The 14947-nt window shown below is 41.0% G+C and carries 16 protein-coding genes; 6 read left to right on the forward strand and 10 right to left on the reverse strand.

Annotated features, from left to right (window positions below; all coding sequences use genetic code 11):
* Positions 1-9 precede the first annotated feature (9 nt).
* From PV783_RS32945 to PV783_RS32955, 3 genes are all read right to left on the reverse strand, one after another.
* On the reverse strand, positions 10-765 hold the full coding sequence (locus PV783_RS32945) for an SDR family NAD(P)-dependent oxidoreductase (RefSeq protein WP_079472287.1): 756 nt from the start codon (positions 763-765) through the stop codon (positions 10-12).
* A gap of 129 nt (positions 766-894) precedes the next feature.
* A complete protein-coding gene (locus PV783_RS32950) occupies positions 895-1518 on the reverse strand; it encodes a DUF2306 domain-containing protein (protein ID WP_420990985.1) in 624 nt (207 codons plus the stop codon).
* Between the two features lie 71 nt (positions 1519-1589).
* Entirely contained in the window at positions 1590-2741 is a 1152-nt protein-coding gene (locus PV783_RS32955; protein ID WP_420990986.1) for a helix-turn-helix domain-containing protein, read from the reverse strand.
* Between the two features lie 165 nt (positions 2742-2906).
* Here PV783_RS32955 and PV783_RS32960 point away from each other — a divergent pair, with 165 nt between their 5' ends.
* Both PV783_RS32960 and PV783_RS32965 read left to right on the forward strand, forming a co-directional pair.
* Positions 2907-3653, forward strand: coding sequence for an alpha/beta fold hydrolase (locus tag PV783_RS32960; RefSeq protein WP_420990987.1), 747 nt, complete (start codon positions 2907-2909; stop codon positions 3651-3653).
* A 42-nt stretch (positions 3654-3695) separates the two neighbouring features.
* Positions 3696-4613, forward strand: coding sequence for a helix-turn-helix domain-containing protein (locus PV783_RS32965; RefSeq protein ID WP_420990988.1), 918 nt, complete (start codon positions 3696-3698; stop codon positions 4611-4613).
* A gap of 30 nt (positions 4614-4643) precedes the next feature.
* Here PV783_RS32965 and PV783_RS32970 read toward each other — a convergent pair whose 3' ends face one another.
* Positions 4644-5912 (reverse strand): alpha/beta hydrolase family protein, encoded by a 1269-nt coding sequence (locus PV783_RS32970; protein WP_420990989.1) that lies wholly within the window; start codon positions 5910-5912, stop codon positions 4644-4646.
* A 266-nt stretch (positions 5913-6178) separates the two neighbouring features.
* Here PV783_RS32970 and PV783_RS32975 point away from each other — a divergent pair, with 266 nt between their 5' ends.
* A complete protein-coding gene (locus PV783_RS32975) occupies positions 6179-6850 on the forward strand; it encodes a Crp/Fnr family transcriptional regulator (RefSeq protein ID WP_420990990.1) in 672 nt (223 codons plus the stop codon).
* A gap of 286 nt (positions 6851-7136) precedes the next feature.
* Here PV783_RS32975 and PV783_RS32980 read toward each other — a convergent pair whose 3' ends face one another.
* Together PV783_RS32980 and PV783_RS32985 are read right to left on the reverse strand one after the other, a co-directional pair.
* On the reverse strand, positions 7137-7343 hold the full coding sequence (locus tag PV783_RS32980; protein WP_420990991.1) for a hypothetical protein: 207 nt from the start codon (positions 7341-7343) through the stop codon (positions 7137-7139).
* Positions 7344-7380: 37 nt separating this feature from the next.
* Entirely contained in the window at positions 7381-8139 is a 759-nt protein-coding gene (locus PV783_RS32985) for a hypothetical protein (RefSeq protein ID WP_143313685.1), read from the reverse strand.
* Between the two features lie 164 nt (positions 8140-8303).
* Between PV783_RS32985 and PV783_RS32990 the strand changes: the two genes are divergently transcribed.
* Together PV783_RS32990 and PV783_RS32995 are read left to right on the forward strand one after the other, a co-directional pair.
* Entirely contained in the window at positions 8304-8510 is a 207-nt protein-coding gene (locus PV783_RS32990) for a hypothetical protein (protein ID WP_420990992.1), read from the forward strand.
* A gap of 306 nt (positions 8511-8816) precedes the next feature.
* The gene (locus tag PV783_RS32995) at positions 8817-9143 is read left to right on the forward strand and encodes a YegP family protein (RefSeq protein ID WP_420990993.1); all 327 of its coding nucleotides are present in this window, start codon (positions 8817-8819) and stop codon (positions 9141-9143) included.
* A gap of 46 nt (positions 9144-9189) precedes the next feature.
* Here PV783_RS32995 and PV783_RS33000 read toward each other — a convergent pair whose 3' ends face one another.
* Positions 9190-9456, reverse strand: coding sequence for a hypothetical protein (locus PV783_RS33000; protein WP_420990994.1), 267 nt, complete (start codon positions 9454-9456; stop codon positions 9190-9192).
* Positions 9446-9946: a hypothetical protein gene (locus tag PV783_RS33005; protein WP_420990995.1), complete on the reverse strand. Its 501-nt coding sequence runs from the start codon at positions 9944-9946 to the stop codon at positions 9446-9448. Before PV783_RS33005 ends, PV783_RS33000 begins: the two co-directional genes overlap by 11 nt.
* A 436-nt stretch (positions 9947-10382) precedes the next feature.
* Here PV783_RS33005 and PV783_RS33010 point away from each other — a divergent pair, with 436 nt between their 5' ends.
* On the forward strand, positions 10383-10613 hold the full coding sequence (locus tag PV783_RS33010; RefSeq protein WP_420990996.1) for a helix-turn-helix domain-containing protein: 231 nt from the start codon (positions 10383-10385) through the stop codon (positions 10611-10613).
* Positions 10614-11081: 468 nt separating this feature from the next.
* Here the strand turns inward: PV783_RS33010 and PV783_RS33015 are convergent, their stop codons facing one another.
* Entirely contained in the window at positions 11082-12176 is a 1095-nt protein-coding gene (locus tag PV783_RS33015; protein WP_420990997.1) for a hypothetical protein, read from the reverse strand.
* Between the two features lie 177 nt (positions 12177-12353).
* Positions 12354-13925 (reverse strand): reverse transcriptase domain-containing protein, encoded by a 1572-nt coding sequence (locus PV783_RS33020; RefSeq protein WP_420990998.1) that lies wholly within the window; start codon positions 13923-13925, stop codon positions 12354-12356.
* Positions 13926-14947 lie beyond the last annotated feature (1022 nt).

Consider the following 14947-nt stretch of genomic DNA (forward strand, 5'->3'; position numbering starts at 1 on the left):
ACCTTAAAATCAAAAACCGTAAATGCCTCCGGATACGGAAATTTTCTCGCCTGTAATCCAGGCGGCGTCATCGGAAGCGAGGAATACGGCTACTCTGGCAATATCTTCCGGCTGCCCGGTACGGCCAAGCGGCGTATTGGCTACCATTTTTGTTTCAGCATCGCTGCCGATGAAGCCGGCGCTACGCGAACCTTCGGTTTCCACAACGCCTGGTAAGATAGAATTGATGCGGATATTTCTTCCGCTGAATTCTTTCGACAAAGCAATGGTAATAGCATCCAATGCTGCTTTGGTGGCAGAATATACCGATCCTGTGGGCAGCGGCATTTTACCTGCTTCTGAACTGATGTTGATGATATTGCCACCCTTATCGCCAAACAGCTTTAAAGATGCCTGGATGGCCAGTAAAGACCCCAGCACATTGACGCTGAACTGCTGATGAAAAGATGCTGCTGATACCTCTTCAATTGGCGCATAGTGGTAAATGCCCGCATTGTTTACCAAAATGTCAAGCGTGCCGAAAGCATTCTTTGTTTCTTCAAAAAGCCTGGTTATATCGGCTTCTTTTGATACATCGGCCTGTACCAGGATGGCTGTGCCGCCCTTATCAGTTATGGCTTTCACTACGTGCTCCGCGCCTTCCTTACCTGACGCATAATTTACAACTACCTTTGCGCCTTCTGCTGCAAAATACCTGGCGATAGATGCGCCTATTCCTTTTGATGCGCCAGTAACTATGGCTACTTTGTTTCTTAATTTATCCATTGTTTCATTGATTTAATTCCTGAGCAGCAAAGTTAGGCAAGGAATGTATACTTTAGTAACATGGTATCATAAAGTAACAGTAACCTGGAGGTAACAAGGTAACTTATGAAGGAAACAGCCGGTGATTGTTTATCCCTGTCCAGGAGTTGCCAGGGCTGATTTTTGTGTCAGAAAATAAGCGATGGTTAAATTAGGGATCCAGCACCACCAGGCCACAACGGTATAGGCAGTTTCGAAGCTGCCAAACAGGACAATCAGCAAAGGCATCCAGGCTCTTAGGGTAACTGCCGCAAAGCAGCAGGCATAGCTATAAATCATCATATTTTTATGTGGTATCACCTGCCCGCTCCTGATGCGGAAGTATGCCATGAGCGTAGTATAAAACCAAATAAGGCTCAAGCTGATAAAGCCCAAGGCTACCGGAAGTCCTCCGGTTGCGTAAAAAGCGATATTAAATCCTGCAAGAGCGCTTAGTAAAACAGCGATGACGTATAACCGGCCTATTCTCCTGTGGAGCGTTATATTTTTGCGCCTGATCCAGGGGCTAAATTGTATCCACCCAATCAGCAGCGCAAGCCCGCCAAAGATGATGTGCACATAAAAGCTCCCGTACCAGAAGGGATTAAGAAAAAGTTCACCGGGTTTGATTTTTAATATCCCCACCTTCTTTTCACCCAAAAAGAACAAACCCGGATAAAGTCCCACTACAACCGACAACGCGACCAATAGCATCCATAATAACTTTTTTACCATCTTTTTTTAGTGGCAAAGAAAGATGGTATTCATTTCCCGGACGCTCCAAAAGGTAAGGTGGTCGCTTTTATTTAGGTTGCATTGCCCAATTGTATCTTCTCCTGCTGGCAGTATTCTTTGGGAGAGAGGCCCGTTGCCTTTTTGAAATTGCGGTTGAAGGAGGTTTTTGAATTGAACCCCACTTCGAAAGCAAGGGAAAGGAGTGTAAAATTGCTGTTTTCGGGCAGTACCGCTATCCGCTGAAATTCTTTTATGCGGAAGTCGTTGATATAGTCGTAGAAATTCCTTTGTTCCATTGAATTAATTACCTGCGACAAAGTATTGCTGTGAACGCCCAACCGCCCAGCCAATGCATCCAGGTTTAGTCCGGGGTCCTTAAAGAGCTTTTCCGTTTGCATTAACAGCGTTATTTCTTTGTGCACTTTTGACATCAGCTCAGGGTCCACAGCCGTTTTCAGGTATTTGGTTTTCTCAGTGCCATTGGCCAGGCTGCTCACACCAGGATCATTCCCTTCTTCCAATTTTATATCATCAGTATCCATCAATTGCGTATTCACTACCCGGTTGGTGAATATGCCCACTTGTTTTATTCCGAAATATCCAATAAACAAGATGAACAAATCGACCAGCATAAAGGTAGAAATATCATTTCCGAGTATAACGGATAGCCAGATGGCGCCCATTCCAATGGTGAGGTAAACCAGCCAGTTCAGATTGATTTTCTCTGTATAAGAAAACTGTTCCTGGATATTTATGCTGTGCTTCTTTAATAATATCAGCGACCAAACCACGTAAATTATACCAGACGGTATAATGGGAAGACGTATTATTGAAACGAGTTTTTCATACCCAATACCATGATGCTGATAAACATTGATTTTATGATTAAAAGTCTGGATAAAGAAGCCTGACAATAAGAGGTACGCTATCGTTGCGGGAATAAAATGGATAAACCAGTGCAGCCTTTTATTGTTTTGATTGACCAAAGCAGCAATGTACAAATACAAAAAAGGACCATGAATAAGTGGTAATGGAATTTCAACGCCCAGTAAATACGGGAATTCAACATAAGTTCCGGAAACCAGGGTGTAGTAGCAGAATAAATGAAGGGCAATCAGGGTTAACCATAGCGCTAAAATAAAGTCAGCGGTTGACTTCCCCTTTTTTGTAAAAAGCAGCAACGCGAGAAACAGGGAGATGATTATTCCCGTTAAGTGAAACATCTTTTCTTTAATTTATATAGACCCGTCTTTTGATTAAAAATAGAACTTTTTGGCTAAAGCCCCCATCTCACATTTTGTTACAACTAAAGCAGATACGGTTAGGTCTGGCATCCGGCTATTCCTGAATTTTGTAATCTCAAACAATTTATTTCAATTAAACATTGTATGAAAAAATTAATTTTCATTTTAAGCATGACCATCTCTTCGTTCGCGTACGGACAGCAACACCAACCCCGTACTTTCCTCTTCGTTCCCGGTGCATGGGATGGTGGCTGGGACTATGCAAAAGTAGATTCCATTCTAAGCGCACATGGCGACATCGTTTACCGCCCGACACTTACAGGCCTTGGAGAAAGGGTTCATCTCTCTAACCCTGATATCAACCTGACCACCTACATCAATGATATACTGAACGTGATCAGGTTCGAGAATCTGCATAATGTTATCCTTGTAGGTCATAGTTATGGCGGCATGGTCATTTCAGGCGTGGCGGAACAGGCGCCTGAGCGTATCAAACAGCTGATTTACCTGGATGCAATGGTACCTGAAAACGGAGAAAGTGCAAAAGACGTGTGTGGCGACCTCTGGGAGCCAATGGTCAGGGGCAACATCAAAGACAACATGGTGCTTTATCCTTTTGGCCCGGCAAAGCTTGTTCCGCCTATGGATGTGCCGCAACCATTGAATACCTTTATCGAACCGCTGCAGATCAGCAACCCAATGGTTAAAAAGATTCCAACAGCCTTTCTCCAGATGACGAAAGACGGTAAGGGAAGTCCGGAACACGATAAAATGGGAATATTGAAAGCCAGGGCAAGAAAGTGGAAAATCTATACCCTTGAAGGCGGACACTACTCCATGCGTGAGCAACCGGAAAACCTGGTAAAAAAGCTGGAAGAGATCGTACAGTAATAGCCTGCGGCAGTCGTTAAACATTTATCAGTAACTTAGGATATGGAAAACAGGGTGATCCACCGGATAAAAACGATCAGTGAATACCATAAGGTAATGGGACTCCCCAAGCCGGAACATCCACTGATCAGCGTTGTCGATTACGGGGCCATACAGCTCCCCTGCAAGGCCAGTATGGGTTTCGTGTTCGACTTTTATTCCATCCTTATCGACAGGGATTTTAAAGGCAACATGAAATACGGGCAGCAGTCGGGCGACTTCGAGGAAGGCGTGCTTTTTTTTATGGCGCCAGGTCAGGTGTTTGAAGTGGGTCTTGCAGAAGCGGAAAACACCAACCGCTCTGGCCGGGTATTACTCATCCATCCCGATTTTCTATGGAAAACCACGTTGGCAAAGAAAATCAGGCAATATGACTTTTTCAGCTATTCTGTCAATGAGGCGCTTTTCCTGTCGGATAAAGAAGAAAAGTCGATCCTTGCCATCATGGAAGGCATGGTGCAGGAGTACCGGAATAACATTGACAAATTCAGTGACACCGTAATCATTGCGCAACTGGAACTGCTTTTGACATATGCGGAACGGTTTTACCAGCGGCAGTTCATTACCCGCAAAAAATATAGCCATACGATCCTTGACCGCTTAGAATCCTTACTGGATGAATATTTCAATAGCGACCGGCTATCCATAGAAGGAATACCCACCGTTAAATATGTGGCCTCCTCATTGAATGTCTCCGCAGGATACCTCAGCAACTTACTGAAAGTCCTGACCGGTAAAAGCACACAACACTACCTCCAGGACAGGCTGATTGAACATGCGAAAACGCAATTATCCACGACGAATCAGTCTGTGAGTGAAATTGCCTACGGATTGGGGTTTGAGCACCCGCAGTCATTCAGCAGGCTGTTCAAGTCAAGGACTAACTTGTCGCCTTTGGCGTTCAGGGAAAAGTTCAATTGAGGCCAGGAGCGCAGTTGCCAATACTATTTATTACTTATTGAAGAACCGGTTTGCAAAACGTATGTATTGATTCCAGTCGTAGGGCGTTATGGCGTGTTCGCCTTCCCGGAGATGATACCCGATCACACCATCGCCAACCGGCTGGTTGATACCCGGCGGCACAGGTGTGCTTAATCCTTTCAAACCATACAGTGCATATACCGGGGTGGCATACCATCCGGATAAGTATTCTCCCAATGGGTCTGCCCACTGGTCTTGCGAAGCGCTGGCTATATATACCGGCCGCGGCGCTATTAATGCAATTAATTCGTGGAAATCTACCGGCAATTCATCTTCTTTATCGTTATACTTTTTAAAATTCCCGCAAAACCAGTGCGGGAATGCCTTATTCATTACGGCAATGGTTTCACCGTATTTCCTTCTCGTAATGGCTGCCCCTCCCTCTCCCGAATTATTGGAAATCACCATAGCAAATCGCTGATCCTGCGCGCCGGCCCAAAGCGCTGTTTTACCTAAACGGGAATGCCCCACCACTATCACTTTTTTTGCATCAATATCACCGTCTGTTTCCATGTAATCGAGCGCCCGGCTTAAACCCCAGGCCCATACGCCTATCGCGCCCCATTCATCTGCAGCAGGTTCTTTTTGTCCTTTCGTATAAAACAAAGGAGCCACACCCACATTCACGCTATTCACACTATCCGGCTGAAGATCGCCATAATACACAGTAGCTACCCCATACCCTGCCGCAATAATCTTTTCAACGCACCAATCGTTGCTTTGTACGCCACGTGAAGCTGCTGTTCCCAAATGATTTTTATAGGCAGGCTCCGTGGCATATTTAACCCACCGTTTTGAAATAAGTATGCCTGTATCGGCATTCACAACCTGGTTACCTCCAAAGTTCAATCCCACAAACACTGGCACAGGCTTGTTCTTTTTATTTGGCAGGTAGAGTAAAATATCCATGTAATATTCTTCGTTCCGCGAAAAATATACCCTCACCTGTTTCCGGGTAGCTGTTCCATTTAATGCATTATGACTAACCGATAATGGTACAAACCTCAATGGGATATTCTTTACAGGAGTTTTGCCCTGAACATTCTTTTCAAATAATGCTGTTATTTCCGGCCGGCGGATCTCCTCCCAATCTGCCACCGTATTTATCTCTTTACCTGATTGCGTACGCAACACATCCGGCAGATGGTAATCAACCGCTGTCTCATTTGGATGTTGAGCAAAGCAGGCAGGAAGAATTGCCAGCTGTATAAGAAAGCTTAGTATAGTTTTTGGGTTCATGTGCTATAAATTATCCGGGTAAGATAATAATCATACAATAGTGCATTACTCCAATTTACATAGAAATGATCGAACAACTATCCTGCACCTTCACGTGGCTAGACCCGGGAAATCGTCTTTTCATCTTCTGAGCAATTAAATATATTTCCATCATCCCTTCTTGTTAGTTTTTATGAAAAAGTTTAATTTACTGGTATAGCTGGTTGTCATTAACATCATCACCCCATATCCACAGCAATGGATTATTCCCAAACATACGCATTGCTATGAAAAGAAAGCATCGTGGCACAAAGGTGCTGCATATGGTTAACTCCATGTCGCCGGAAGTTCAGCATTATTTTGAGATAATGTTCAACGACTTAAAAGTACATCACCCGTTTTTCTCAGACGCATTAAAAAACGCCATTATCGATAGCTGTGAAGTATTCTCTTTTAAGAGGAATGATATCCTGCTGGACTATGGCGAAACCTGCAGGTACTGCTATTTTTGCATTAAAGGACTGGTTACGGGAAGATATATAAAAGATGGTGCTGAAAAGGCCAAGTGGTTCTTTGCAGAACATGATATGATTATTTCGGTAAAGAGTTTTTTTAACCAGGTAGCCAGTTTAGATAAGCTGGTTGCCAAGGAGCCTACTATATGCCTGGCCATACCATGGGAAAAACTGGAAACTATTTATGAGGAATATCCCGAATTTAATAAGATAGGCAGGAAACTAACGGAGTACTATTATGAGCTTGCAGAGGAAAGGGCCATGTGGATCAATTATGACGCGGAAGGACGTTACCACCTGCTTTTTAAAGCCTACCCTAAACTGGCAAACCGGATATCGGATACGGATCTGTCGTCCTATCTCGGTATTACCCGGCAGTATTTAAGTACTATCAGGAAGCACCGCATAAATAAGTATAACCAGGTTCCGGGGCAGCGGTTATAAGCCCGGAAAATTGTCATATATCTTAACAATCTTCTTAAACCAGCCTCCTAATTTTGGGGAAGCAAAAGTCGCCCGGCTGCATTCAGCATCTCCTTATGCGTATTCTGTGTTTCTTAACCTCAAAATAAATTGTTCATGATTACTCAAACCCAACAAGCACCATACTGATTATTATCGTTAGCGGCAGCCTGCTGTTAAAAAGCCCCCCGCATGCCTGCGGGGGACTCTCAAAACTGTTCTGAATTGTTGCAACTTTCCTCAGAACAGGTAGCAGAGGGTGTTCCTGCTACTCATTTTTAACAGCGGCCTGGCTTACACCTGTCATGATGCTGCCTGCTACTGCTAATACCTGGGCTACTTCCCCTACTATAAACGGGAGTTGTAGTGGTAACCCTATCACTGCTGCTGCCAGCGCAGTGAGAATGAGCCCTATGTTGCGCACCTTCACAAAGAAAGGTGGTGTGGGGGCAATTAACCGGTTTACTAATTCCATACAGGATTTGTTTTAAAGGGTGAAAAATTACGCATCCTTAAACGCTGGCGGATACCGCCACCACCTTCATGGAGTTGTATGTACCGTTGGACAGCTTGTAAGGCTTTCCATTTACCACCTGTATGAACTCAATACTGAGTGCCAGGAACATGGGGAACGTGCTGTTCGGAGAAACGGAGGCCGTGAGTTTCAGCGGAGCGGTATTATTGCTATCCAGTACCAATACTTCGCTGCTAACCAATGCACTTTCATATTTACCGCCTGTAAAGTCGATAGCACTAACGCCACAGGTGATAATGAAGTGCGTTGCCCCTTCGGGAGATTGAATGCCTTCCACCGGCTTGAAGGGCGGCAGCTCTATTGTTCCGGTGCCGGCAACGCGATCAATGTTAGCCGTTAAGGGAGCAAAGAGTGACGTATCCATCAAACTATTCATATTAAACTCAAAGTTTTCAATGAACCCGATTTCTCCATCAATTACATTCCGCAAGCCGCGATCGCTGGTAGCATCAGCCTTTACCACTTTTACAAACTCTTTCGTGAGGCGGGGGGTAGCCCCTTTATCCGCTGTGTTTTTTATCATATCACGGAAAGATGTGCGAAGCAATTTACTGGCTTTACCAGCGCGACCAAACTCCTGGCCGTTTTCGCGGGTGCGTTTGAAGGCCGGGTCGTTGGAGATCCGGGCTCCTGATACGCCAGATCTTTTTCTGACAGCGTATCCACGCTTTGTTTTATAAAACGATAGGTTTTCGATTGCGCCATCAAACTGTAGCAATCCATCTTGTTTACTCATAATTAAAATATTTTTTCTGAAAGAATAGGCAGTTTCTATAGCTATGCCTGTTAAGCTTTTCCATCTGATCAGACAGGGTTGTACTTCGAAATACAAGACGAAATTATTCACTGGCAGAAGTGTGGAAAAACAAACCCGCCGCTTTTGCCGCTTTTTGTATAATTATGCCGAAAAACGTTCCTAAGAGGATGGTGATCTACACCAAAGACATTCAAAACATCATGGGAAAGAGCGAACGCTCTGCCAGGGAGCTCATGCAAAAAATCCGGCTGATGTTTGGAAAGCTGGAATGGCAGTACATTTCAGTGGCTGAATTTTGTGAATACTCCGGGCTGGATGAGGAGGAAGTGAGGGAGTTCATGGATTGGTAGTTTGGTATCCTAAGTGTATGGGGAGTGTATAGGAAGTGTATTGTGAGTGTATGGTGAGTGTATGGGAAGTGTATGGGGAGTGTATGGGGACTGTATAGGGAGTACGACGCATAGACGAGTCCTAAGTATCTGAGAAGTATCCAAGAGGTATGCGACATGTATCAGAGGGGTTACGCAATAAACTGAATCAAAGGGGTATTTTAAAAATTATTAAAATCTCAAAAATCAGCCTGTTGGTTTAAACAATTCCACCTCCGGCTGGTTATTGTTCAGGTATTCTTTCATTCATTTAAACACCAACATGTTATGGGAAAATTTATCATCAAAACAGCCAAAGACGGCCAGAACTACTTTGTTTTGAAAGCCGGCAATGGCGAAGCAATTTTATCCAGTGAGATGTACACCACCAAAGCAGCCTGCAACAACGGCATTGAGTCGGTTAAAACTAACGCGCCTAATGATAGTCGTTACGAAAAACTAACCGCTAAAAACGGGCAGTTTTATTTCACACTCAAAGCCGGAAATAGCCAGGTTATCGGTACCAGTGAAATGTATACTACTTCCTCCAGCAGGGATGGCGGCATTGAATCCGTTAAAAGTAATGCTCCCGGAGCAAGCGTTACAGAGGAATAAAAAAAATAAAGGGCTGCCACGGATACACTGGGTAGCCCTTGTATATTCACTTTTCACTGTCCCTGAAAACAGCGCTGAACAAACTATTGACAAGCTCCTCTCCTATGCCGCGGATCATCTTCTTTTCCGCTTTACTTAACGCCGGTATCACCTTGCCATCAACAAGCCTATCGCTGCCCCGCAACTTCCTGTAAAAAGTTGGTGCGCCATAGTTACATTCCTCGCAAACGCGCTCCCTGAAAAGAACAGGTAACTTAGAGAACTCCGTATGCAACTCCAGTAATAAGTTTTTCTTTTGGGTTTCAATACTCATAAAGTACAGTTGAAAAGTGATGGTTTATTTTAGCGATACTAATCCGTTCTTCTATCTCCAGAGAGTGCAGCGTGAGGAAAAAGGTCCGGAAGTAATTGCCGGTAATAGCGGCGATGGTTCCGTCTATTCCCCTATCCCCGTCAACCAGTATTTCGATGTACTGATCAAGCGCAGCTACCAACTCATCTAATTCAATACCCGCCTGGAAACTCGACAACTCATACAGATCACTTTCTAACTCCGTTACCAGCTCCCTGGTCAGGTCTTCTGCATTGGCTCTTTCCAGTGCACCCTTGATGCTAAAAGCGGCTGTAGCGGTGGTTCTGAAGACGGTATAAAACGCCATGAACTCAGCCCGCTGACCTGGGGACCAGTTATTGGCGGAGGTGCTGCCGATAACGTTACATAGTTCGTTTTCGACTAGTTCGATGAAGCCTGCGGAGGTGCCACAAGCGGTGATGCGGGTTAAGATGGTTAACAGATTTTCCATAACAGAATATTTAAAGTGAATAAATACAGTTCCGAATAGGCAATACAACTCCCCTTTCAGCCGTGAGGGCTGAATAACCAGCGGTTGTTAATATGAGTTTATGAAATTGGAATGTGGGTATCAGACACAAAAAAGCGCGGTACCCACTCTTCGCTTTTGAGGCCCTGAGAAGCCCATGCCGCGAGAAAGTGGGCCCGCGCACGAACGCGAGCTTTCTACTTTATCGTCTTGGGAAGATTCTCAGTTTTAAAGGCGAATTGCCTATGATATCTTATATTAATAGAATTGAAAAAATATTAATTTTACTTTATAAGTAAAACATCTTTTATCAATATCTTGAATCAGATTATCTGTTTTTAATTGACAGTACAAAAATACTTAAAATAATGACATATTCGTCATTATTTTAAAAAATATTTCATCCCATCTTGTATACATGGCAGAACAAATAAGAAACAATAACCTATTGAAAGGGATAGCAACGATTCTTAAAGAATTACGTGACGCTAAAGCTATTAGCCAAGAAGAAGTTTATAATGATACTAATATACACGTTGGGCGTATTGAAACTGCTAAAGCTAATCCAACGGTTAGTACAATAGCTGCACTCTGCAAATATTTTGACATCTCAATTTCTGAATTCTACAAAAGAGTTGAAGAGATTTAAAATTGCTGTACATACAATTGAATTACTTCTATTTTATAAAAAACATATAAAATGTTTCTTATACTTATTACAATCTTCTTTTGCATTGCTCTTATTCTTGGTATATTCTCCGGAATAATTATAAACTATACTATGGAAAATCGCATTAAAAAGATCTTGAAAAAGTATAGCTATACATTGATTTCCATTAAAAATACTCATAAAACATTTCAGTATAAAAGGTACCAAAAGTTAAACTGGAAAGATCTCGCAGGAATGGAATACTCAACAGCAATAATAACCATATTCAAAGAAGTGAGTTTTCATACTACTGACAATAAAAAAATCACATCCTTAGTTGCTATGGAGAGCTTTCTTCAAGTATATAATAAGCTATTTTTCGAGATCAATTTAGATACGGTATAAAACTCAGACAACACTAAAGCTATATGCTATTTCTTTCAGTAATTCCTTATAATTAATGCAATACTACTTAATAAATGTTGTCATATCAATATTTGTGTACTTTGGCATTTTTTGAATTAGACTTTCAATCATTTCATATGTAATATTTGGAAGTCCAGGCCTATTAATACATAAATTGGGAGTACCTTTTGCATATTGTGAAAGAGTAAAGATATACCTATCAATTTCATCGCTTTTTTCTGAGGTGATATTTTGATAAACGGACGTCGTACAGTTTCCATTTAGTTCTCTGAACTCCCTATGAATATCAAATGCTCTGTCCAATATCAATTCCCAGTCAAGATCTTGTTTCGGAACATTTGAAACATAAAGAGCCTTCAGGAAATTCAATATATATCTTATTCTAACAGAGTGATGCGGATGACTAGTTTGGGCTAAATAAAATTCCTGGGGAAATCCAATCAATTCTTCAAATGAAAATAAAACGCTGGCCACTGCCATTGAAATTATTACTTCTAATGATTGATTGGTTTTTCGTTTGCAGTATTGCCAATAGTCCAAAGAAGTTCCCACCAAATGGCAAGCTCCTCTCCAGTCTGCATCAAATTCAAGAATATGGTCTGACATTTTAAAAGCTGGGACAGAACCGGAATATTCTCTTTTAACAATCGTAGCTTTAGCGCTAGACGATTGTATAATGTGTCCAAATTCATGTGCAATCACAAATCCAATACAAAAATCTGCCATTAATGACGGGATAGAGTTGTAAAAGGTATTTTCTGCTTCAACTAAATACTTGAGTTTTGTCCTTTTAGTGTGGAAATTAACATTAGTAAAGTAGCCGTCAGTTTTGGTGATAACTTTTGAGTTAATTCCTATTAGGGAAATGCCTTCGCAGGGTCCAGCCACGGCGTTAAATTGAACTTTGTTATCCAAAAAAATTAAACGACAAGTTGTAATTCCCAGTAAAGACTCCCAGCTACAAAGGGCAGTTTGCCAATTATTATAAAATTCTTGAAATCTAGATTTTAAAGGATCATTTTTATAACTATATACGCGATCATATATCCCGGAACTTTCTAAGCCTTTATATAATCCAGAATTTATTACATCTGTTACTACAACTTCATAATTAAAATTTGTGTTAATTTGTGGCATGAGGATCTGATCTTTTGCTTTTAGAATTAGTCAATTTATTTTTAGGGAATTAAATTCACGTCATTTTAAAGTTACTAATGCACCTAATTATCTATAAATTTTAGTTGAAAGTACAAAAATCAACCTTCCTTCATTTTTTATTTGCTCTATTATGCAATTCATTCTAAATACATTAAATTAAAGCACTCGTTTATGCTCTATGAATTGATTCTTTGCCCGTTTGAGATGAGTCCTTTGTTCGTTTTTTGTTAGGAGAACATTAATCAATATGTTCATATGCCGAGATACTTGCTTTTTAATGCTAGGGGCACACAAACCATCCTTTGTTTCTCCTTGCGCATTTATATAGGTACATCCAGCAGCATTATAGGCATATTTGAGGAAATTCCTCTTGCCTAAATGTGTATACCTATGAAGTAGCTTTTCTTTAAAGATTTGATCGGCTTTTCCTTTTTTACCGTATGCCATAGCTACCGTTTTCGAAACACGCGCCTTCAGTTTTCTGTAATACCTTGAAACGCTACTTGAACGAATGAAAATATCTTGCCCATTGAATTCAAACCCTAAATACTGTAACGACTTATAAAATCTTTGCTCATTTTTGCTTGTAATTGGTCTAGCGTTGTCAACTAATTTTTTATGGCTAAACGCCCGAATTTTTCCCTTAATATTGGATTTGAATACAATCGTTTCAACCTTCTTATCCTGGATATTTAACAGATAGTCGCTCTTTATACTATCAATCGTAAAAGATTTTAGTCTATCTACATCTTGAATGGAACATATAATCAAAATATCATCACAATAACGTCGATAGACAAACCCCTCTGCTTTTGCTTTCCTACTCATCATTTCATCAAAATCTATAAGGTAGATGTTAGATAATAAGGCACTCAGTGCAGAACCTTGGGGAATGCCTTTTTCACGGATACCAATCTTATTTCTGCGATTAACAACAATTAAATTATGCTCTCTCAATATATTAAACTGCTCATACCTCCGCTGGGCCGGTACAAAATCTAGAAGCGTACGGGGATCTATGGCCTGTCTTTGCTTGATAATTTTAAAATGCCTATAGATATGCGATTTAACGACGTAACTATATTCAGTTAATACTTTATATAGCTTATATTGATCGAAAGGTATTTTTTCTCCCAATACTTTAGCCCATTTTTCTTTCAATATAACATGGTCGATATTATCAAAATATCCTTTTATATCCAATGCGATTGTTCCACATTCTTTACGTGATCTTACTTCATCTATTACTTCCTTTGCAAACTGAATATTGCATTTTCCTAGATCGGAGCGATAAGCAAGAACACACTCATCAAAAACATGATCCTTTATATATTTTTCATAAACTTTTGTAAGAGCAAATCCATAAAAACCAAAAATAAGTGAATCAATATGAGATGCAAAGCAGATTGGGCGAATTTTTGTCTCCAAATCATATACACCTTCATCTTCTTGGTATTTATAGCGTGGTGTTTTTAATAGAATTTTCAGAAACGGAGAGAAAGACCAGTACTCTTTCTTCTTGGTTATCTTATTATAAGAAACTAAGTTATTTTCAAGTAGTGACCGCAGCTCCTTTTTCCTTTGTGGAAGCCAGAACCGCTCATCAAAATGAAGATATCCTTTCTTTAAATATCTTTTCTTATAACTATCCGATTTCTTATCATAAATTTCTACGTAGTTCTTCAGCTCTTGGGTAAGCCATTCATCCCATATCGTGGTAGTATACATACAAACAATTTATTGGGACGTTAGTCAAGAAAAAGCTAGTTCTTGACTAACGCGACCAAATGCACCTTGATACATAAAGCGCTCAGTTAACGGACCGTCTCTATCCGTTTAGGATTTTCACCTTTACAAACCTAAGTCCTCCCATAGCACGATCACCTTTTACAGTGCGGCACTTCAAATCATATTTTAACATAATCTCGATATGCACATACAATCCTCCAGAGTTTCAAGGTTGTAAAAACAGCCTACATGCCCTGGAACCCCATGCCAGAGAAAAGTGATTTTCATCGAGTACTTCTCTCTAAGAGGGCATCACGAAGACGAGTTAACTATAATAATATGAATTATCCAATAATGCTTACCTTCGCCAGATTAATCTTTCACCTGTCTCCTACTTCAGAAGCAGAAGTATTGGCTGAAATCTGTCTGTTCAGTCTCCTGTTACCGGTACTGAGAATGTTAAAGCAAGGCGTTGAATTAAACATACAACCACTTAGCCATTTGCTAAGGCACGTCGGAGGCCGCTAAATCTGTGCCAAGGGCCAAAAATGCCGTATTGTCAGGAGACAGTTCTTCCTCTTATTCTTTTTTTGGCAGTATTTAATATATGCCTGTCAGTTAGTAATAAAAATAATTATCTCAGCTTGCACTTAGTATTAGAGCTGGAAATTAGAAGTGGCGCAAGAAGAATTCCTCTTGCGCCATTTCTTTTAAGCCGCAGACAACCACCTCCGACATTTTCAATGCGATAAAGCATATTTCAATAAAAAGTTCAACAAAATCTCACATAACATAACTAAGTCTACGCAATCACACAGCCTATAATCATCAACAATCCCAATATTCTTAATCATATCCTAGTGGATACCAAACACCACGATATATTTGGAGGCTTCATATTGGGGATCACGTGACCTTGATCTAATTGTAAAGATAGTTGACGTGGAAATCGAAAATAGCAATAGCTTTCAACAGCCTCAATTTCAAACTCTTCATATCAATCATTTTTTTTAAAACACTGC

Source organism: Chitinophaga sp. CC14, from assembly GCF_048957795.1.
GTDB lineage: Bacteria > Bacteroidota > Bacteroidia > Chitinophagales > Chitinophagaceae > Chitinophaga > Chitinophaga ginsengisegetis.

Bases quoted from the DNA above. Each gene is read 5' to 3' on its own strand.
- PV783_RS32950 (WP_420990985.1), bottom strand. From the start codon at position 1,518: ATGGTAAAAAAGTTATTATGGATGCTATTGGTCGCGTTGTCGGTTGTA.
- PV783_RS32980 (WP_420990991.1), bottom strand. From the start codon at position 7,343: ATGGAATTAGTAAACCGGTTAATTGCCCCCACACCACCTTTCTTTGTG.
- PV783_RS32990 (WP_420990992.1), top strand. From the start codon at position 8,304: ATGCCGAAAAACGTTCCTAAGAGGATGGTGATCTACACCAAAGACATT.
- PV783_RS32995 (WP_420990993.1), top strand. From the start codon at position 8,817: ATGGGAAAATTTATCATCAAAACAGCCAAAGACGGCCAGAACTACTTT.
- PV783_RS32975 (WP_420990990.1), top strand. From the start codon at position 6,179: ATGAAAAGAAAGCATCGTGGCACAAAGGTGCTGCATATGGTTAACTCC.
- PV783_RS32945 (WP_079472287.1), bottom strand. From the start codon at position 765: ATGGATAAATTAAGAAACAAAGTAGCCATAGTTACTGGCGCATCAAAA.
- PV783_RS32960 (WP_420990987.1), top strand. From the start codon at position 2,907: ATGAAAAAATTAATTTTCATTTTAAGCATGACCATCTCTTCGTTCGCG.
- PV783_RS33005 (WP_420990995.1), bottom strand. From the start codon at position 9,946: ATGGAAAATCTGTTAACCATCTTAACCCGCATCACCGCTTGTGGCACC.
- PV783_RS32955 (WP_420990986.1), bottom strand. From the start codon at position 2,741: ATGTTTCACTTAACGGGAATAATCATCTCCCTGTTTCTCGCGTTGCTG.
- PV783_RS33000 (WP_420990994.1), bottom strand. From the start codon at position 9,456: ATGAGTATTGAAACCCAAAAGAAAAACTTATTACTGGAGTTGCATACG.
- PV783_RS33010 (WP_420990996.1), top strand. From the start codon at position 10,383: ATGGCAGAACAAATAAGAAACAATAACCTATTGAAAGGGATAGCAACG.
- PV783_RS32965 (WP_420990988.1), top strand. From the start codon at position 3,696: ATGGAAAACAGGGTGATCCACCGGATAAAAACGATCAGTGAATACCAT.
- PV783_RS32970 (WP_420990989.1), bottom strand. From the start codon at position 5,912: ATGAACCCAAAAACTATACTAAGCTTTCTTATACAGCTGGCAATTCTT.
- PV783_RS32985 (WP_143313685.1), bottom strand. From the start codon at position 8,139: ATGAGTAAACAAGATGGATTGCTACAGTTTGATGGCGCAATCGAAAAC.
- PV783_RS33020 (WP_420990998.1), bottom strand. From the start codon at position 13,925: ATGTATACTACCACGATATGGGATGAATGGCTTACCCAAGAGCTGAAG.
- PV783_RS33015 (WP_420990997.1), bottom strand. From the start codon at position 12,176: ATGCCACAAATTAACACAAATTTTAATTATGAAGTTGTAGTAACAGAT.